Here is a 17,533-nt window from a genome sequence, read left to right as displayed (position 1 = left end):
TATAAGAGTATATAGAGGAAGGTAAGGATAACAATACAGGGAATTAAGATGAGACACGGAAAGAAAATAAATCACCTGGGGAGGAAATCGGCTCACAGAAAAGCGATGCTGGCCAATATGGCCTGCTCCCTGATAGAGCACAAGCGGATCAATACCACCGTGGCCAAGGCCAAGGCATTAAAAGTGTTTATCGAGCCATTGATTACAAAATCAAAGGAGGACAGCACGCATAACAGAAGGGTGGTTTTCGCCAGGTTGAGAAGCAAGTATGCGGTAACGGAACTGTTCAGGGATGTTGCAGTAAAGGTAGCTGACCGCCCCGGAGGGTATACCCGTATTATAAAACTGGGTAACCGCCTTGGGGATAACGCTGATATGGCCCTTATCGAGCTGGTAGATTACAACGAGACGTACAGCACTGAGAAAGCGGCTAAAAAGAAATCTACACGACGGGGAGGCCGCGGCAAGAAAGCCGAGACACCGGCAGAAGAGGCGCCGAAGGCTGAAGAAGTGAAAGACGAGAAAGTGGAAGCGGCCGAAAAGGCCCCGGATAACGATGATAAAAAAGCTTCTGCCGACGAATAACAAATGATAACGAAATCATTACATATCAAAAGGATAAACATTTTAGTTTATCCTTTTTTTTGTGTTATTTTGTAAAACTTTTAAATGTTTCGCGAATGATTGAATGTACACAAGTGGTAAGGCATGGCTGTAGCGATGATTTCCACGGCATATGGCTGGAATTCGGGGAATATTTAGTATAAATTATACAATCCATACATGAAGTATCAATCAAAAAAGAAAGCGGTCGTTATCCTTGCGGATGGGGCCATTTTTTATGGAAAGGCGGTAGGTAAGGAAGGAACCGCTTTTGGCGAGGTGTGTTTTAATACCGGGATGACGGGGTATCAGGAAATTTTTACCGATCCTTCCTACTTCGGGCAGATCATGGTGACTACCAATGCCCATATAGGAAATTACGGAGTCAGGGACGAAGAGGTGGAATCCGGTTCGGTAAAGATATCCGGATTGATCTGTAAAAATTTCAGCTATGATTATTCCAGGGCCGGAGCCGACGGCTCGCTGTCGGAATTTCTGGAAGACAACGGATTGTTTGCTGTTTCCGATGTGGATACCAGGGCGCTGGTGAGTTACATCCGCGATAACGGAGCCATGAATGCCGTGATCTCTACGGAGGTCGACAGGATCGATGAACTGAAGGCGCAATTGGCGGAAGTCCCGGCCATGGAAGGACTGGAGCTGTCTTCCGCAGTTTCTGTGAAAGAACCCTACTTCTTCGGTAATCCGGATGCTACATATAAAATAGCAGCCCTCGACCTGGGGATAAAAAAGAACATTCTGAGAAACCTGGCGGCCAGGGACGCTTACATTAAGGTATTTCCTTATGATACGAGCCTCGAGGAACTCAAGGCGTGGAATCCGGACGGGTATTTTCTTTCCAACGGACCCGGTGACCCGGAACCCCTGGAGGGTGTTGTAGAAGTGGCTGAAAAGATCATATCCGAAAACCTTCCGCTGTTCGGGATCTGTCTCGGACACCAGATCATAGCCTTGTCGCAGGGGATATCCACCTATAAGATGCACAACGGGCACAGGGGGATAAACCACCCGGTCAAAAACCTTCTTACGGGAAAAGGTGAGATTACATCCCAGAACCACGGCTTTGCGGTCAACAGGGAAGAAGTGGAACAACATCCCGGAGTGGAGATCACACATATTCACCTCAATGACAATACGGTGGCCGGGATACGCATAAAGGATAAAAACTGTTTTTCTGTGCAGTATCACCCGGAAGCGAGTCCGGGGCCACACGATGCTTCATACCTTTTCGACGATTTTATCGGGATGGTGTCGGAGATCGCCACAGTGAAGGGATAACAGTTTTTGGAGTAATAGTTTAACGAAACAGAATATAACAAGTAATATTATGAGTATCATTATTAGTGTGCATGCAAGGCAGATTTTAGATTCAAGAGGTAATCCTACGGTAGAAGTGGATGTGGTTACCGAAAACGGTATTCTCGGAAGAGCGGCGGTACCTTCGGGAGCGTCTACAGGAGAGCACGAAGCAGTGGAGTTGAGGGACGGAGGTTCTTCTTACATGGGAAAAGGAGTTTCCAAAGCTGTGGATAATGTCAATAATATTCTCGCTGAAGAACTGGTGGGGACATCGGTGTTTGAGCAGAATGCTATCGATAAGCAGATGATAGCCCTGGACGGAACGGCCAATAAGTCGAAGCTGGGGGCCAATGCCATACTGGGAGTTTCCCTGGCGGTGGCCAAGGCTGCGGCCAATGAACTGGGTATGCCCCTGTATCGTTATGTGGGAGGGGTGAGTGCCAATACACTGCCCGTGCCGATGATGAATATTATCAACGGGGGGTCGCATTCCGATGCTCCCATAGCTTTTCAGGAATTTATGATCATGCCGGTAAAGGCGGAGAACTTTACTCATGCGATGCAGATGGGGACCGAAATATTTCACCATCTGAAAAAGGTACTGCACGATCGCGGACTGAGCACTGCCGTTGGTGACGAAGGAGGGTTTGCACCCACGCTTGAAGGCACGGAAGATGCTCTTGAGACCATTATCAAGGCCATTGAAAAAGCCGGGTATAAGGCCGGGGACGACGTCATGATCGCGCTGGATTGTGCTTCTGCGGAATTTTATGTGGATGGCAAATACGATTATACCAAGTTTGAAGGCGATAAGGGCAAGGTAAGGACCTCTCAGGAACAGGCCGACTATCTCGCTGAACTGGCCGGGAAATACCCGATTATCTCTATAGAGGACGGGATGGATGAAAATGACTGGGAAGGCTGGAAATACCTTACCGACAGGGTAGGTGACAGGGTGCAGCTCGTCGGAGATGACCTGTTTGTTACCAATGTAGAGCGACTGTCCCGCGGTATAGAAAGCGGTATTGCCAATTCCATTCTGATCAAGGTGAACCAGATAGGAACACTGACGGAAACCATTGCTGCCGTAAATATGGCACATCATGCAGGCTATACCTCCGTCATGTCTCACAGGTCGGGAGAAACGGAAGATAATACCATTGCCGATCTCGCCGTGGCACTCAACACCGGACAGATCAAGACAGGCTCTGCTTCCAGAAGCGACCGTATGGCCAAATACAACCAGTTGCTGCGCATTGAAGAAGAGCTCGGCGACGTGGCCTACTATCCCGGGAAAAAAGCTTTTAAGGTACAACAGCAATAAAAACGGAATAACCATCGTGATAAAACCCCGGATTGATCTCCGGGGTTTTTTATTCGCTGTGATTGATCTGAAGTTCCTTTGATCCGGGTTGGAAATTCTTCCCTGCCTGCCGGCAGGCAGGGACTTCGCTGCGCTCCGCTCTGAATGACAGGAATGTCATCCCGACCGCAGTGGAGGGATCTCCGGTCTTCCCTCATGCTGTTGAAATTCCTTTGATCTTCGGGGTAGATGCTTCACTTTCCCGATACTCGGGACAGGCAGTTCCGAATGACAATGACTGTCTCTGTAAGATTAAATGATCAAGCCCGGCGCCCGGTGGGGAAAAATGCTGTCTTTTGAGGTTTTACACGCTCAAAAATAGCGCTAATTAAGTTTATTTTAAGACATTATTTCGTATTTTCGCAACACTCGTTCACATCAAATACACAGTAGTCTCTTTTGAGCTTCGGATGTGAAAATTGGTGAATCTAAAAATCTATAAAATTATTATGTCTACAACTGCTACCTTAGAGTATAACGGTGAGAAATATGAGTTTCCGGTTACCGTCGGAACAGAAAATGAAATAGCAATAGATATTAAGACGCTTCGGGCACAGAGCGGGATTATTACGCTTGATCCCGGTTATAAGAACACGGGCTCGTGCGAGAGTGCTATTACATATCTGGACGGTGAAAAGGGAATTCTGAGGTACCGCGGTTATACCATCGAAGAACTGGCGGAAAAAGCCGATTTCCTTGAGGTTGCATATCTTTTGATTTTTGGCGAATTACCTACCCGGGATCAGCTGGATAAATTCCACGAAGACATCAAAGATCAGTCTGTAGTGGATGAAGACATGAAGAAGATACTCGACAGTTTCCCGAAATCCGCCCACCCGATGGGAGTACTGGCATCGCTGACCAGTGCACTTATTGCCTTTAATCCTTCTTCTGTCAATGTTTCTTCGGAAGAAGAGATGTACAGGGCCATTGTAAAGCTGATGGCGAAGTTCCCGGTGCTCGTGGCGTGGACATTGCGCAAAAAGGAAGGAATGCCGCTTGATTATGGCGACGATGCCCTCGGATATGTGGAGAACATTGCCAAAATGATGTTTAAGAAGCCTAACAAGGAATACAGGAAAAATGATGTGGTGATCAATGCGCTGGACAAACTGCTGATCCTTCATGCCGATCATGAGCAGAATTGCTCTACATCGACCGTCCGGATCGTCGGATCGTCACATGCGGGACTGTTTGCTTCCATCTCGGCCGGAATATCGGCGCTGTGGGGACCCCTTCACGGGGGAGCCAACCAGGCGGTGATCGAAATGCTGGAGGGGATCAAGGCCGATGGCGGAGATACCAAGAAATACATGGCCAAGGCCAAGGACAAGAATGATCCGTTCCGCCTTATGGGATTCGGTCACCGGGTATATAAGAATTTCGACCCCAGGGCGAGGATCATCAAAAAGGCGGCCGATGAGGTACTCGGCGACCTGGGAGTTACCGATCCCGTACTGGGCATTGCCAAGGGACTTGAAAAGGAAGCCCTGGAAGACCAGTATTTCGTAGACAGGAAGCTGTATCCCAATGTGGATTTCTACTCCGGGATCATCTATCGTGCCCTCGGAATTCCCACCGAGATGTTTACGGTGATGTTTGCCCTCGGACGTCTTCCCGGATGGATCGCCCAATGGAGGGAAATGCGCCTGCGCAATGAGCCGATAGGAAGGCCCAGACAGGTATATGTCGGGGAAAATAAGCGTACTTTTATAGATATCGACAAGAGGTAAGGAAAGAACCCGGAAAATTTTCGGTTCTTTTTTAAAAAACAGGACAGGGGCGCACCACGGTGCGTCTCTCCTTTTTTATATTTGTAACAAATTGCAAGGGGTTATGTTAAAACTCAATATAAAAGATGAAACCTCCAGGCTAAAAGCACTGGTCCTGGGTACGGCAGTGAGCAATGGCGGGGTACCTGCTCCGGAGGAGGCTTACGATCCCAAATCGCTGGAGCATATCCTGGCGGGTACCTATCCTTCGGAGGCAGATATGGTCGGGGAGATGGAGGCGTTTGCCCGGGTATTTGAAAAATATGATGTCAAGGTGTACCGTCCTGAGGTTATAGCCGGTTATAACCAGATCTTTTCCAGGGACATTGCCTTTGTTATCGATGACCTTTTTATCAGATCGAACATATTGCCACGCCGGGAAAAGGAATTAAAGGCCATAGCCCGCGTAATGGAACAGATTGCGCCGGAGAAGATCATCACTCCTCCCGAAGAAGTACATATTGAGGGAGGGGATGTCATGTTGTGGAACGACCATATTTTTGTGGGAACATATAAGGGAGAGGATTACCCCGACCAGATCACCGCCAGGACCAATATGCACGGTGTGCAGTTCCTGAGAGCGCTTTTTCCTGACAGGAATGTAAAGGAATTCGACCTGGTGAAATCTGCGACAGAGGCCAGGGACAACGCCCTTCATCTCGACTGCTGCTTCCAGCCGGTGGGAAAGGACCGGGGGATTATATATCCCGGGGGGTTCAGCGACAGGGATGACTATGAATATCTCGTGGCGCTGTTCGGCAGGGAAAATCTTTTCCACATTACACGCGAGGAGATGTATCACATGTATTCCAACGTATTTTCCATTGATACGGATGTAGTGGTATCCGAACGGAATTTTGTACGCCTGAACAACTGGTTGCGGAAACAGGGGTTTACCGTTGAGGAGGTACCCTATGCCGAAATATCCAAACAGGAAGGGCTTTTCCGCTGTTCCACAATGCCTTTGATAAGAGCCTGATGATGAGACAACAGATTACCGATACCGTACTGATGATACGCCCGGTGAATTTCCGGATGAACGAACAGACCGCCGTAAACAATTACTACCAGAAAGTGCTGGAAGGGCTTAGCCCCCAAACGGTACAGGACAGGGCACTGAAGGAATTCGATGCCTTTGTGGATAAACTGAGGGCTGCTACCATACGGGTTATTGTGGTTGAAGACAGCAGGGAACCGGATACTCCCGATTCGATCTTCCCGAACAACTGGATCTCCTTTCACGAGGAAAACACGGTGGCCCTGTACCCGATGTTTGCAGAAAACAGGAGGCTGGAGCGCAGGGAAGAGGTGCTGGAGGCTGTGGAAAAAGAGGGCTTTTTAATAGCTGAAGTGGTGGATTATACCGAAGCGGAAACCGACGGGCTTTTTCTGGAGGGCACCGGGAGCATGATACTGGACAGGGTGAACCGCAAGGCATACTGCGCCCTTTCGCCCCGGGCAGATGAAGAATTGTTTATAGAGTTTTGTGAGGATTTCGAATATACGCCTGTGCTATTTACGGCATGGCAGACCGTGAACGGAACCAGGAAACCGATCTATCACACCAATGTGATGATGAGTGTGGGAGAGGATTTTGCCGTGGTCTGTACAGCGGCCATTGATGATAAGAAAGAGCGGAAGCAGCTCGTGAGCCACCTGAAGGAAGACGGAAAGGAAATCATAGAGATTACCGAAGACCAGGTCAACAGTTTTGCGGGAAACATGCTGCAGCTTAAGGGCGGGAACGGTAGCAGGTACCTGGTGATGAGCGAAGCGGCAAGACAAAGTCTCGACAGGGAACAACTGGAAAAAATAGGACGGTATTGTGAAATATTGTCTGCCCCCCTTGATGTTATAGAAGCATGTGGCGGGGGAAGTGCGCGTTGTATGATGGCGGAGATCTTTCTCCGTAAAGGCCAGGGATAAAAATAATTGTTATATTTAGGTGTTAAACCACCGGTGCTGATATGTTGTCAAAGAAAACAAAATACGGACTTAAAGCCCTGGTATACATGTCCAGAAGGGAAGAAAAAAGTCCGGTACTGATCTCGGAAATTGCCGAAAGTGAAAATATCTCGAAGAAGTTTCTCGAAATCATACTGCTACAGTTGAAAAATTCGGGATTCCTGGGCTCCAAGAAAGGAAAGGGCGGAGGATACTATCTTTTAAAGGATCCGGAAGAGATCACCGTTGCAGCACTGATCAGGGTCCTTGAGGGTCCCATAGCCCCCTTGCCCTGCGTAAGCCTTCACTTTTATGAAAAATGCAGCGATTGCAAGACGGAAGAAGCCTGTTCGCTCAACAGGGTCATGGCCGAAATGAGAGACAGTATGCTCAGTGTCCTTGAAAAAAGAACACTTGCCGATCTTTCGGAAGAATAAAAAATCAACACATAGTCGAGTAAATCGATAGATTAATAGTATATTTGTGCACTATTGATGTCAAAGTGATAATACCGTACTGCCTGCGCGAGAGGGCATGGCCTCGGATTGTAAAAAATAATGGTTATGGACCTGAGAAAGATCAATGAACACCTGAAAGACAAAACTCCCGGAGAGATTGTACAGTGGGCTGTGAAAACTGCCAACAGGCCGGTGGTGACTACCAATTTCCGGCCTTATGAAGCCGCCATCCTGCATGCCACTACCAGGGTAAAAGACAATATATCGGTAATATGGTGCGACACCGGGTACAATACCCCCCAGACCTACCGCCATGCCGAACGCCTTATCGGGCAGCTGGGACTTAACATCCATTTGTATGTGCCCCGGCAGACGGCTGCCCACCGGGATGTAGTCATGGGAATTCCCGATATCGATTCGCCCCTGCACAAGGAATTTACGGAACAGGTAAAACTGGAACCCTTCAGGAGGGCCATGAAAGAACATCAGCCCGATGTGTGGTTTACCAACCTGAGAAAAGGGCAGACCGCCTTCCGGGATTCACTCGATATCGTAACCCTGGGCGACGATGGTATTGTAAAGGTTTCTCCTTTTTTCTATTGGAGTGATGCGCAACTGGACACCTATCTCGAAGACCACGGTCTTGAAAATGAATTCAAGTATTACGATCCGACAAAAGTACTCGAAAACCGTGAATGCGGGCTTCACGTTTCCGGAAACCGTTAGCGGATCATCTCCTGAAAGTAAGAACAACTACATAAAAATAAGGCCCGGCAGGTAATACCGGGCTTTTTACGTATCCAGGCCGAACTGATGGCTATTTTTCCGTTATGGGCATAAGCAACCCCCGCATAGACCGTATCGATCTTAACCCGGATGGTGTAGGGAGCTGTGGGAAATGGGGAGTTATACGATTTTGGAACAGGGTAAATCACAATCTGTGATATTTGCTCTGCCTGTCCGATATATGTGGTTCCGGGAGGTGGTGATTTGTGCCGATATTTTGGTATTTGAAATTTTAATACTAAATTCAATGACTTTTTAAGAATATGATCTTTAATTGTTTTTAAAATATTTGAATTGATAATTGTAGTGTGGTCTGTTTGCCAGCATTATATTTCTTTCAGAACTAAGCCAGCGTTGTCACGGATACACAGAGAATGTTTAGGTGGATCAGTGGCTGAAAATATCGGGAGATACTGATCCTGATATTGTGAAGGGCAGGGTACCAACCTTTTGATTTGATGATATAAGCTAATATTTATGAGATTTTGAAGTCTGTGAATCCCCGTAAAATCTCGATTCGTAAATACAAGGTGTTATTCAATACCTTTTATGATTCCCTCTGTTTGTTTGCCGGTAAATACGTGGGTGATATTGAAATTTCAAAAGATATCGTACAGGAGGTATTTATCCGTGTCTGGGACACGGAAGTTGTTTTCCGCGATGAGAACGCTGCGAAATCATACTTGTATACTGCGGTGAAGAACAAGTCTCTCGATTATCTTAAAAGCAAGGAATACAGGAGCAAGAACCCTTTGGAGGCCGCCGACCTGAAAAAACTGGAATCCGATTCCTTTTTTGCACGGGAAGTATTGCTTGAGGAGTCTTCCAAAATAATCCGCGAGGCGGTGGATATGTTACCCTATAAGTGTAAAGAAATCATAAACCTCAGTTTAAAGGGATATAAAAACGACGAAATTTCCCAGGCATTATCTATTTCCGTCAATACCGTCAAAGCACAGAAACGCATAGCCTATAGCAAGCTCAGGGTAATGTTGAAAGGAGTGTTCTCGGTGCTGTTTTCATTGCTGTAGAAGAAGGGGAGTTCTTGATTTTGAGTTCTGAACCCTGAGATACTTTTTCTGCGAACCTGTGTTTCTTTGTGCGTATTCGCCGGATGCCCCCGGCAAGCTGTAACCGGGAACTTTTCAACTTTCTCCAAAAAAAAACTTATTTTTTTTAACCCTCTTCTCACTTTTTGTCGTCTTTAATTATGTAGTGTGCAAAATATGCGTTTTAAAATTATTAACTACGTAAAATATTATGATCCATTTCGATAAAATGGTAAAAACAGCCATAAAGCTTGCCGACATGATCTTGCGGGGGAAGCGGATAGAACGAACGGATATTGAAGGTGACCTTTTCAGTGATGAAGACAGGGATTATGTCATAGAACACCTTTCCGATCCGGTTAAGATAGAGGCGCAGCACAAAATTGCAAAAGAGCTCTGTAAAACCAGGGATAAAGACTGGAAAAAAATAGAAGCAGCGATCCGCCCGCCGGACAAAAAAGTCAGGTACCTGTATAGCTGGGCCAGGATAGCCGCTGTATTTGCAGGCTTTATTGCCATCGGTTATTTCTTTTTCCGGGATCATTTATCCGGCGAACCCCCTGCGGATGCCGTAGCCGGAGAACAGCACATAACCCTTCGGTTGCCCGATGGCAGTATTACAGTACTGGAGGAGACAGCGGACGGGGCCATCAAGGACAGGAGCGGAGGAATAATAGGTGTACGGCGCGGAAGGAGTATCAATTACCGGAAAACGGAAAAAGCCGTTAATACAACTGTACCGGAATATCACGAAATACAGATTCCTTTCGGAAAGACTTTTGAACTCATCCTTTCCGACGGTACGACCGTGAACCTCAATGCCGGGTCTTCTTTAAAGTACCCTATACATTTCACAGGAGAAGGAAACCGGCAGGTATTCCTGGAAGGGGAGGCTTATTTTGATGTGGAGAAAAATCCGGAACAACCCTTTGTGGTAGAAACAGACGGTATTAACATACAGGTGCTCGGTACCAGGTTTGTGGTCAATTCATATAAGGAAGAATCGCGCATACACACTGTTTTACTCGAAGGATCGGTAGCCCTTTTTGAAAAAGGAAAAGACTATAACCCGGAAAAAGCCCCCCGGATGGTACCCGGGCAAAAGGCTACGTGGGATAAAACACAAAAAGATATTTCCTTCGAAGATGTCGATACCGGGGTGTATACCGGATGGATAGAAGGTAAACTCATTTTTAATCATGTAGTTTTCGGCGAAATACTGAGAAGACTTGAAAGGTATTATGATATTGCCATAATCAATAAGAATAAAAACCTGGACAAAGAAATATTTACAGCAGGCTTTGAGGGCGAATCTGTAGAAAACATCCTGAATTATTTTGGGAGAAATTATCCTTTTGAATACACGGTCCGGGGCGATAGCATTGTGATTAGCCCGTAAGGGGGAGCGTTGTGGGGGCTTGATTATTGATAACCTCCCTTTCGGCTGTAGTTTATCCCGGGTTTCCCCAGGGGGCCGGGAACCTGTAACCTTATAAAACAAATTTGCCTATGACGGAATTATAACGGGAAAAAAGAAAAATCACCTATATAAAAAAAACCGGAAGATGGTGGCACATCCTCCGATTTGAAATGGAGTGATTAAAACAATGTTTAACCACATAAACCAAAACAAAGATATGAAAAACCTTCTGAAGTCAGGGAGTGTATTTATTTACGCATTAAAGTTTGACTTAAAGATGAAACTCCTGATCTGTTTCTTCGCGGCATTTTTGTTCCAGGTACAGGCAGAAAACTTTTCGCTGGATGTGAAAATTTCACTGCACTTTGAGGATGTAGCCCTCGAAAAGGTACTCAAGGAGATCGAAACACAGACCGAGTACAAAGTATTGTACAACGACCGGGAAGTGGATTACAAAAGACGGGTTTCCGTAGATTTTAATGAGGTGCCGTTGTCCCGGGTGCTGAACAAACTCTTTAAAGGGACCTCCATTGTCTATGAAACCCTGAATAAACAGATTATCCTGAAGATGGATAATGGCAAATTAGAAAGTTTCCTGTCCGGTAACAATGGTGGTAATGATCGTCATGATACCGTACAGGTAACGGTAAACGGGACCGTGACGGATGAACAGGGAGTTCCCATGCCCGGAGTAAATGTCCTGGTAGAAGGGACCACCATAGGAACAGTGACCGATTTTGACGGAAAATACGATATAGACATCCCGGGTACGGATGCCGTACTGGTCTTTACGTACATAGGAATGAAGCAGGTAAGGGAAACGGTAGGTGACCGGACGACAATAGATGTCACATTGAGAGAAGACGTGCAGACCCTGGATGTCGTCGTTGTTACCGCACTGGGGATAAAAAGGGAATCCCGCAAACTGGGGTATGCTGTTTCGGAAGTGGAACCGGGGGAAGTCAATGTAAACCGTTCTTCCAATTTTATGAACAGCCTTCAGGGTAAGGTTGCCGGGGTGAATATTTCCGCGCTGGGCAGTGGCCCCGGCGGATCATCCAAGGTACGTATCCGGGGGCAGTCGTCTATCTCCGGGACCAACAGCCCGCTGATTGTGGTGAACGGCGTGCCTATTGACAATACATCTTTCGGGACTAATCCCGGAAGTACCGGCGGGGAACCGGGTATCAGCGACGGTGGGGTATACTCCGACGGGGGAGATGGTTTTTCCAGTATTAACCCGGACGATATAGAAAATATGACAGTCCTGAAAGGAGCTACCGCCGCCGCACTTTACGGTTCCAGGGCTAAGGACGGGGTCATTATGATCACCACCAAGACCAGGGGTGAGGGAGAAGGGCTTGGTGTTACCTACAACCTTAATGTCACTAACCATACCCCGCTGGATTTTACCGATTTCCAGTACGAATACGGGCAGGGTGAAAACGGTATGCGGCCCACTTCGGCCAACCCGACTTCCGGACAATGGTCTTTCGGGGAACGGTTTGAACCCGGGATGACCCAGATATTGTTTGACGGGGTGGAAGTACCCTATGTTCCGCAACGGAACCGGATAAAGAAATTTTACAGGGACGGGCTCGATGTCACCAATTCCGTATCCATTGCCGGCGGTGGGGAGAAAGGAGGGTTTAACCTGTCCCTTGCAAACCTCAAAAGCCAGGGGATTACCCCGAACAATGAATTTGAACGAAAAACCGTAAGCCTGGGGGTGACCCATGATTTTTCAGATAAGCTGAATGTGAATGTACACGTCAATTACTCCAATGAAATAAATACCAATCCGCCCAACGTAGGACAGCAGGACAATACCATTCCCGTTTCCATCTACAACCTGGCCAATTCCATGTCCCTGGATGTACTGGAACGGTATAAATACGATGCAAGTGGTAACGAATATGTGTATTCGCGTTTTCGCAACCGTACAAACCCTTATTTTACATTGGCGGAACAGTTCAATAACATAAAAAGAGATCGTATTTTCGGTAATGTAGCCGTTAAATACAACCTGTTGCCCTGGCTTTTCGTACAAGGAAGGGTCGGGCAGGATTACTGGTCCAGAGACCAGGATTATAATGGCTTCCCTACCGGGCAGGCCTCCCGTGGGCCGGCCCCGGACGGATTTGTTAACGGTACCTATACCCAGGAAGCGCGAAGGTTTCGCGAAACCAATATGGATATCCTTTTCTCGGCTGATAAGGAATTCGGGGAAGACTTCGGTCTGGGGGTTAACCTGGGAGGAAACCGGATGAAGCGCCGTATGGATATCAACCGGGTCGATGTGACCGATTTTGTGATACGCGATCTCTATACCGTACAAAACGGTCGTGTAAAGGATCCTGCCTATGCCATTTCCGAAAGAGCGGTAAACTCGGTGTATGGCGCGGTAGACCTTTCCTGGAAAGATACCTATTACCTCAGTGGTACCTTCAGGAACGACTGGTTTTCTACCCTGGCACCGGAGAACCGCAGCATATTCTATCCGTCCGTATCCGGAAGCTACGTATTCTCCAATATGTTTACCAATAAGCCGGAGTGGTTGTCTTTCGGTAAGCTCCGGTTTGCCTATGCACAGGTAGGGAGCGATACGGATGTACCGCCGTATTCCAATGTGCTTTTCTATGATATCGACCCCAACTTCTTTACCGGCCCTGACGGTAGTACTCAGCCCGTTGCAGGGGCCAATACCAGTACGTTGCCCAACCCGGATCTCAAGCCCATGCGCACCAATGAGGCTGAAATAGGGCTGGATATCCGGATGTTTGAAAGCAGGGTGAACCTGGATGTGGCCGTTTACCGCAAAATAACCAAAGACCAGATCATCCCTGCCCAGATTTCCAATACCTCAGGGTTTACCAATACCCTGATAAACAGCGGGGAGAGCCGGAGTGATGGTTTTGAGGCCCTTTTAAATGTCATCCCTGTTAAAAACGATGATTTTCAGTGGAACCTGAACATCAACGGTTCTTACAATAAAACCAAGGTATTGAGCCTGCTCACCGACGAACCGGGAGACAGGATACTGGTAGGAGAGCACATATTCAACGGTTTTTTATACCAGGTAGTGGGGCAGGAGATCGGTCAGCTTGCCGGTTTCGGATACCGGAGAGACGAACAGGGACGCCGCATTTTCGGTAACGACGGCAGGGCCCTGCCTACCGAAGATATCGTATTCTTTGGCAGTGCCCTGCCCAAATGGACGGGAGGGATTACCAATACCTTCCGTTATAAGGATTTTAACCTCTCTTTTCTCATAGATTTCAAACTGGGAAACAAGATGATCTCCGGCACCAACTTCAATGCCGTTCGCCACGGATTGCATAAAATGACCTTACCCGGAAGGGAGACCGGTGTTGTGGGGGAAGGAGTCAATCTGCAGGGACAACCCAATACGGTAGCTACGGAGTCCCAGCAGTACTGGGAAGTAGTACGGGCATCACAGCTCATCGAACCCATTGTATATAACGGAGGGTTCTGGAAATTGCGGCAGATTACCATAGGTTATGATTTTCATAAGCTCATTCCCGAAAGATCTTTTATCAAGGGGGCCAAACTCAGTATCGTGGCCAATAATGTCCTCATTCTGAAAAAATGGGTAGACAATATAGATCCGGATTCTTTTGCATTCAGTTCGGATAATGTTTCCGGACTTGAATCAACCGGTGTGCCTACAACCCGTAGTATGGGGTTTAACCTGAACTTAAAATTCTAAAAAAAGGGAACCATGATAAAAAATACAGTATATTTTGTTTTTGCAGTAGTGTTTTCCTTACTGAACACAGCCTGTGAAAAGGATTTTGAAGAGATCAATACCAACGATGTAGATCCGACCGAAGTAGACCCGGTATTTCTATTTAACAATGCCGTGATAGGGACTTCCTTTGCTACCGGGCAGCTCAAATACGATGCCGCCATAGTACAGCAGCTTGTTACCCCCAATTCCGGGTTGCTTACCGGGGGCAATCACAACCAGGACAACCGTTTCGCTTCGGCGGAAGTCTGGGATGATTATTACGAAACCGTTATAAAAAATACAGGCGATCTGATGAGCCGGATACAGGACGACCCGCAATATTCCAACCTGTTGCAGATGACGCGGATCATACAGGCATTTACGTTTATGGTACTTACGGACAGCTATGGCGATATTCCGTATTCCGAAGCCGGGAAGGGGATTTCCGACCAGATCGTACTGCCCGCGTACGATCCGCAGCAGGAGATCTACAGCGACCTGATCAAGGAAGTAAAAGAGGCCGTAGCAGCCCTCGACGACAACGGCAATGCGGTGACCGGGGAAATACTCTACGGAGGTGACCTCGGGAAATGGCGTAAAATGGGAAACTCCCTGCTGCTTCGCCTGGGAATACACATTATCAATGCCGATGAAACCCTTGCCCGGCAAACCGTGGAAGATGCTTTTGCCGGTGGGGTAATGACATCTAACGAAGATAATTATGTCATCCGTCACGACAGCAATTTTACCAATCCTATAGGGAACTTCCTGAACGGTTCCGAAGCCAATAATTTTTACCTGGTGGATACTTTTGTAGATTTTCTTGCGAATACGGACGACCCCAGGCTGGGTTCCATAGCTGTCCGCTATGTGGGAGCGGCATCCGGAACAGAACAGGTCCCGGCCAATGCGTCTACAGATCCGGCAGACCAGATAGGGATGCCTATGGGGCACGACAACAGTACCATAGGACAAGCCGTATCTGCCGGGGGATTGGCAAGCTTCTATGATTTCAGCCAGGCAGATCGTACCCGTATGGTAAAGATCGGGGCCCCCATGTACCTGGTTACCCATGCACAAACCCGCTTACTGCTGGCCGAAGCGGCCACCTACGGATGGGTGTCCGGAGACCCGGCCACCTACTTTGAAGAGGGGGTAAGGGCACACATGGAACTCATGGCCGAATACGACCCCGGTAGCGCCATACCCGCTGCGGATATAGACCAGTATATAGCCGATCATCCTTACGGGGGCTCCCTGGAGCAATTGTATGACCAGTATTGGGTAGCCTGTTTCCTGAACGGGCCGGAAGCCTATGCCAATTTCAGGAGAACCGGCTATCCCGACCTTGCCCCCAACCCGTATCCGGGACAGGATATTACCGGTGAGTTTATCCGCAGGATTACCTATCCGAGTGCAGAACTGGCCGTAAACGGGGAACACATCAGCGAAGCCGTATCCCGGATGGGGCCGGATAACCTGGACACCAGGGTCTGGTGGGACCAGTAGTATAATTACAAAAACATATTTACCAATCTAAAAACAAAAACTTATGAAAAGTGAGTTAAGGCGTCTTATTGCCAAAAACAAAGCAGAAGAAAAGGCCTATGCGGCATCGCGCCGGGCTGAGATGGATAGTGCGGATACGGGATCTGCCCGCCGGAATTTTTTGAAAAAAACGGCCCTTGGTGGTATCGGCCTTGCGGGATTTATGGGACTGTCTCTCGAGGATACCATGGCACAGACCACGTCTAAGGTGAAACGGAGTTCCGCTCCTTCAGACCTGAAAATCACCGATATGCGCTATGCCCTGACCAACGTTATGGGGGGCACGGCCATTATCCGCATCGATACCAACCAGGGGATATACGGGCTGGGCGAAGTGCGTGATGCTGCCGATGTGCGTTATGCCCTGATGCTTAAGAGCCGTATCCTGGGCAGAAATCCCTGCAACGTGGAAAAGATCTTCAAGGTCATTAAACAGTTCGGCGGCCCTGCAAGGCAGGCGGGAGGTGTCTGTGCCGTGGAGATGGCCTTATGGGATATCTGCGGCAAGGCCTATGACGTACCGGCCTGGCAATTGCTGGGAGGGCGTTACCGGGATAAGGTACGCTTGTATGCCGATACCCCGGAGGCTCATTCCCCCGAAGAGCAGCAGAAGCTGATCAACTACCGGATCAAGGATCAGGGGTATACATGGCTGAAGATGGATGTTTCCATAGGAGAATTGAAGGGCCGGCCGGGAACGGTGGTGAATTCGAAATTCTGGGAAGACAGCAAAGGGAACCTGGCCCAATGGGGCGACCGGCAGAACCCGATGTCATATGCCAATGCCAAACACCCCTTTACACAGATCCAGATTACGGAAAAGGGGCTGGACGAACTGGCGGCAATAGTGGAAAATGTGCGTAACATGGTGGGTTACGAGATCCCTATTTCTACGGATCATTATGGGCATTTCGACCTGAACAACGGAATCCGCCTGGCCCGTAAGCTGGACCCATACCGGCTGGCCTGGTTTGAAGACATGGTGCCGTGGCAGTACCACGAACAGTGGAAAACGATCAGTGAGGCCATAGAGACCCCCACGGCAACAGGAGAGGATATTTACCTGCTGAAAGATTTTCTTCCGTTGATCCATAACCGTGCAGTAGATATTATCCATCCCGACCTGGCTTCTTCGGGCGGATTACTGGAGACCAAGCGTATCGGGGATTATGCGGAAGAGTTCGGTATCGCCATGGCCATGCACCAGGCGGGTACCCCGGTATCTTTTATGGCCAATGTGCACTGTGCTGCGGCTACCCAGAATTTCCTGGCCCTGGAGCACCATTCGGTAGACCTCCCGTGGTGGGAAGATCTCGTGACGATGACCGGTGGCGGAAAGATGATAGACAAGGGGTTTGCCCCGGTGCCGTTGACCGCCCCGGGACTGGGTATAGAACTGAATGAAGATGTGGTCAGGGAACACCTCCATCCGAGTGATAAGACCTTCTTCGCCCCAACGAAGGAATGGGATGAGGTTCGTTCGCACGACAGGACGTACAGTTAGGGGAAAAATTATCCC

13 protein-coding genes are annotated in these 17,533 nt (G+C 48.2%); all 13 read left to right on the top strand.

Features of this window, described 5'->3' with window-relative positions:
• Nucleotides 1-48: 48 nt before the first annotated feature.
• On the top strand, nt 49-585 hold the full coding sequence (rplQ, locus tag DN748_RS00675; protein ID WP_112369837.1) for a 50S ribosomal protein L17: 537 nt from the start codon (nt 49-51) through the stop codon (nt 583-585).
• 198 nt (nt 586-783) lie between these two features.
• Nucleotides 784-1,902, top strand: coding sequence for a glutamine-hydrolyzing carbamoyl-phosphate synthase small subunit (gene carA, locus DN748_RS00670; protein ID WP_112369836.1), 1,119 nt, complete (start codon nt 784-786; stop codon nt 1,900-1,902).
• A gap of 49 nt (nt 1,903-1,951) precedes the next feature.
• Nucleotides 1,952-3,247, top strand: coding sequence for a phosphopyruvate hydratase (gene eno, locus DN748_RS00665; protein WP_112369835.1), 1,296 nt, complete (start codon nt 1,952-1,954; stop codon nt 3,245-3,247).
• Between the two features lie 488 nt (nt 3,248-3,735).
• The gene (locus tag DN748_RS00660; RefSeq protein WP_112369834.1) at nt 3,736-5,019 is read left to right on the top strand and encodes a citrate synthase; all 1,284 of its coding nucleotides are present in this window, start codon (nt 3,736-3,738) and stop codon (nt 5,017-5,019) included.
• 103 nt (nt 5,020-5,122) lie between these two features.
• A complete protein-coding gene (locus tag DN748_RS00655; RefSeq protein ID WP_112369833.1) occupies nt 5,123-6,037 on the top strand; it encodes a dimethylarginine dimethylaminohydrolase family protein in 915 nt (304 codons plus the stop codon).
• Nucleotides 6,037-6,984, top strand: coding sequence for a citrulline utilization hydrolase CtlX (ctlX, locus tag DN748_RS00650; protein WP_236636740.1), 948 nt, complete (start codon nt 6,037-6,039; stop codon nt 6,982-6,984). The genes DN748_RS00655 and ctlX overlap by 1 nt, the downstream gene beginning before the upstream one ends.
• Before the next feature lie 41 nt (nt 6,985-7,025).
• Complete coding sequence (locus tag DN748_RS00645) at nt 7,026-7,439, top strand: RrF2 family transcriptional regulator (RefSeq protein ID WP_112369831.1); 414 nt, start codon at nt 7,026-7,028, stop codon at nt 7,437-7,439.
• Between the two features lie 126 nt (nt 7,440-7,565).
• A complete protein-coding gene (locus DN748_RS00640) occupies nt 7,566-8,186 on the top strand; it encodes a phosphoadenosine phosphosulfate reductase domain-containing protein (RefSeq protein WP_410528301.1) in 621 nt (206 codons plus the stop codon).
• A gap of 554 nt (nt 8,187-8,740) precedes the next feature.
• The gene (locus DN748_RS00630) at nt 8,741-9,277 is read left to right on the top strand and encodes an RNA polymerase sigma-70 factor (RefSeq protein ID WP_112369828.1); all 537 of its coding nucleotides are present in this window, start codon (nt 8,741-8,743) and stop codon (nt 9,275-9,277) included.
• A gap of 229 nt (nt 9,278-9,506) precedes the next feature.
• The gene (locus DN748_RS00625; RefSeq protein WP_112369827.1) at nt 9,507-10,694 is read left to right on the top strand and encodes a FecR family protein; all 1,188 of its coding nucleotides are present in this window, start codon (nt 9,507-9,509) and stop codon (nt 10,692-10,694) included.
• Between the two features lie 238 nt (nt 10,695-10,932).
• Nucleotides 10,933-14,445: a SusC/RagA family TonB-linked outer membrane protein gene (locus DN748_RS00620; protein ID WP_201741388.1), complete on the top strand. Its 3,513-nt coding sequence runs from the start codon at nt 10,933-10,935 to the stop codon at nt 14,443-14,445.
• A 12-nt stretch (nt 14,446-14,457) separates the two neighbouring features.
• Nucleotides 14,458-15,975: a SusD/RagB family nutrient-binding outer membrane lipoprotein gene (locus DN748_RS00615; RefSeq protein ID WP_112369826.1), complete on the top strand. Its 1,518-nt coding sequence runs from the start codon at nt 14,458-14,460 to the stop codon at nt 15,973-15,975.
• 43 nt (nt 15,976-16,018) lie between these two features.
• The gene (locus DN748_RS00610; RefSeq protein ID WP_112369825.1) at nt 16,019-17,518 is read left to right on the top strand and encodes a mandelate racemase/muconate lactonizing enzyme family protein; all 1,500 of its coding nucleotides are present in this window, start codon (nt 16,019-16,021) and stop codon (nt 17,516-17,518) included.
• The last annotated feature ends 15 nt before the right edge of the window (nt 17,519-17,533 follow it).

The organism is Sinomicrobium soli, assembly GCF_003285545.1.
GTDB lineage: Bacteria > Bacteroidota > Bacteroidia > Flavobacteriales > Flavobacteriaceae > Sinomicrobium.
This window is presented reverse-complemented; position numbering and strand designations above follow the sequence as displayed.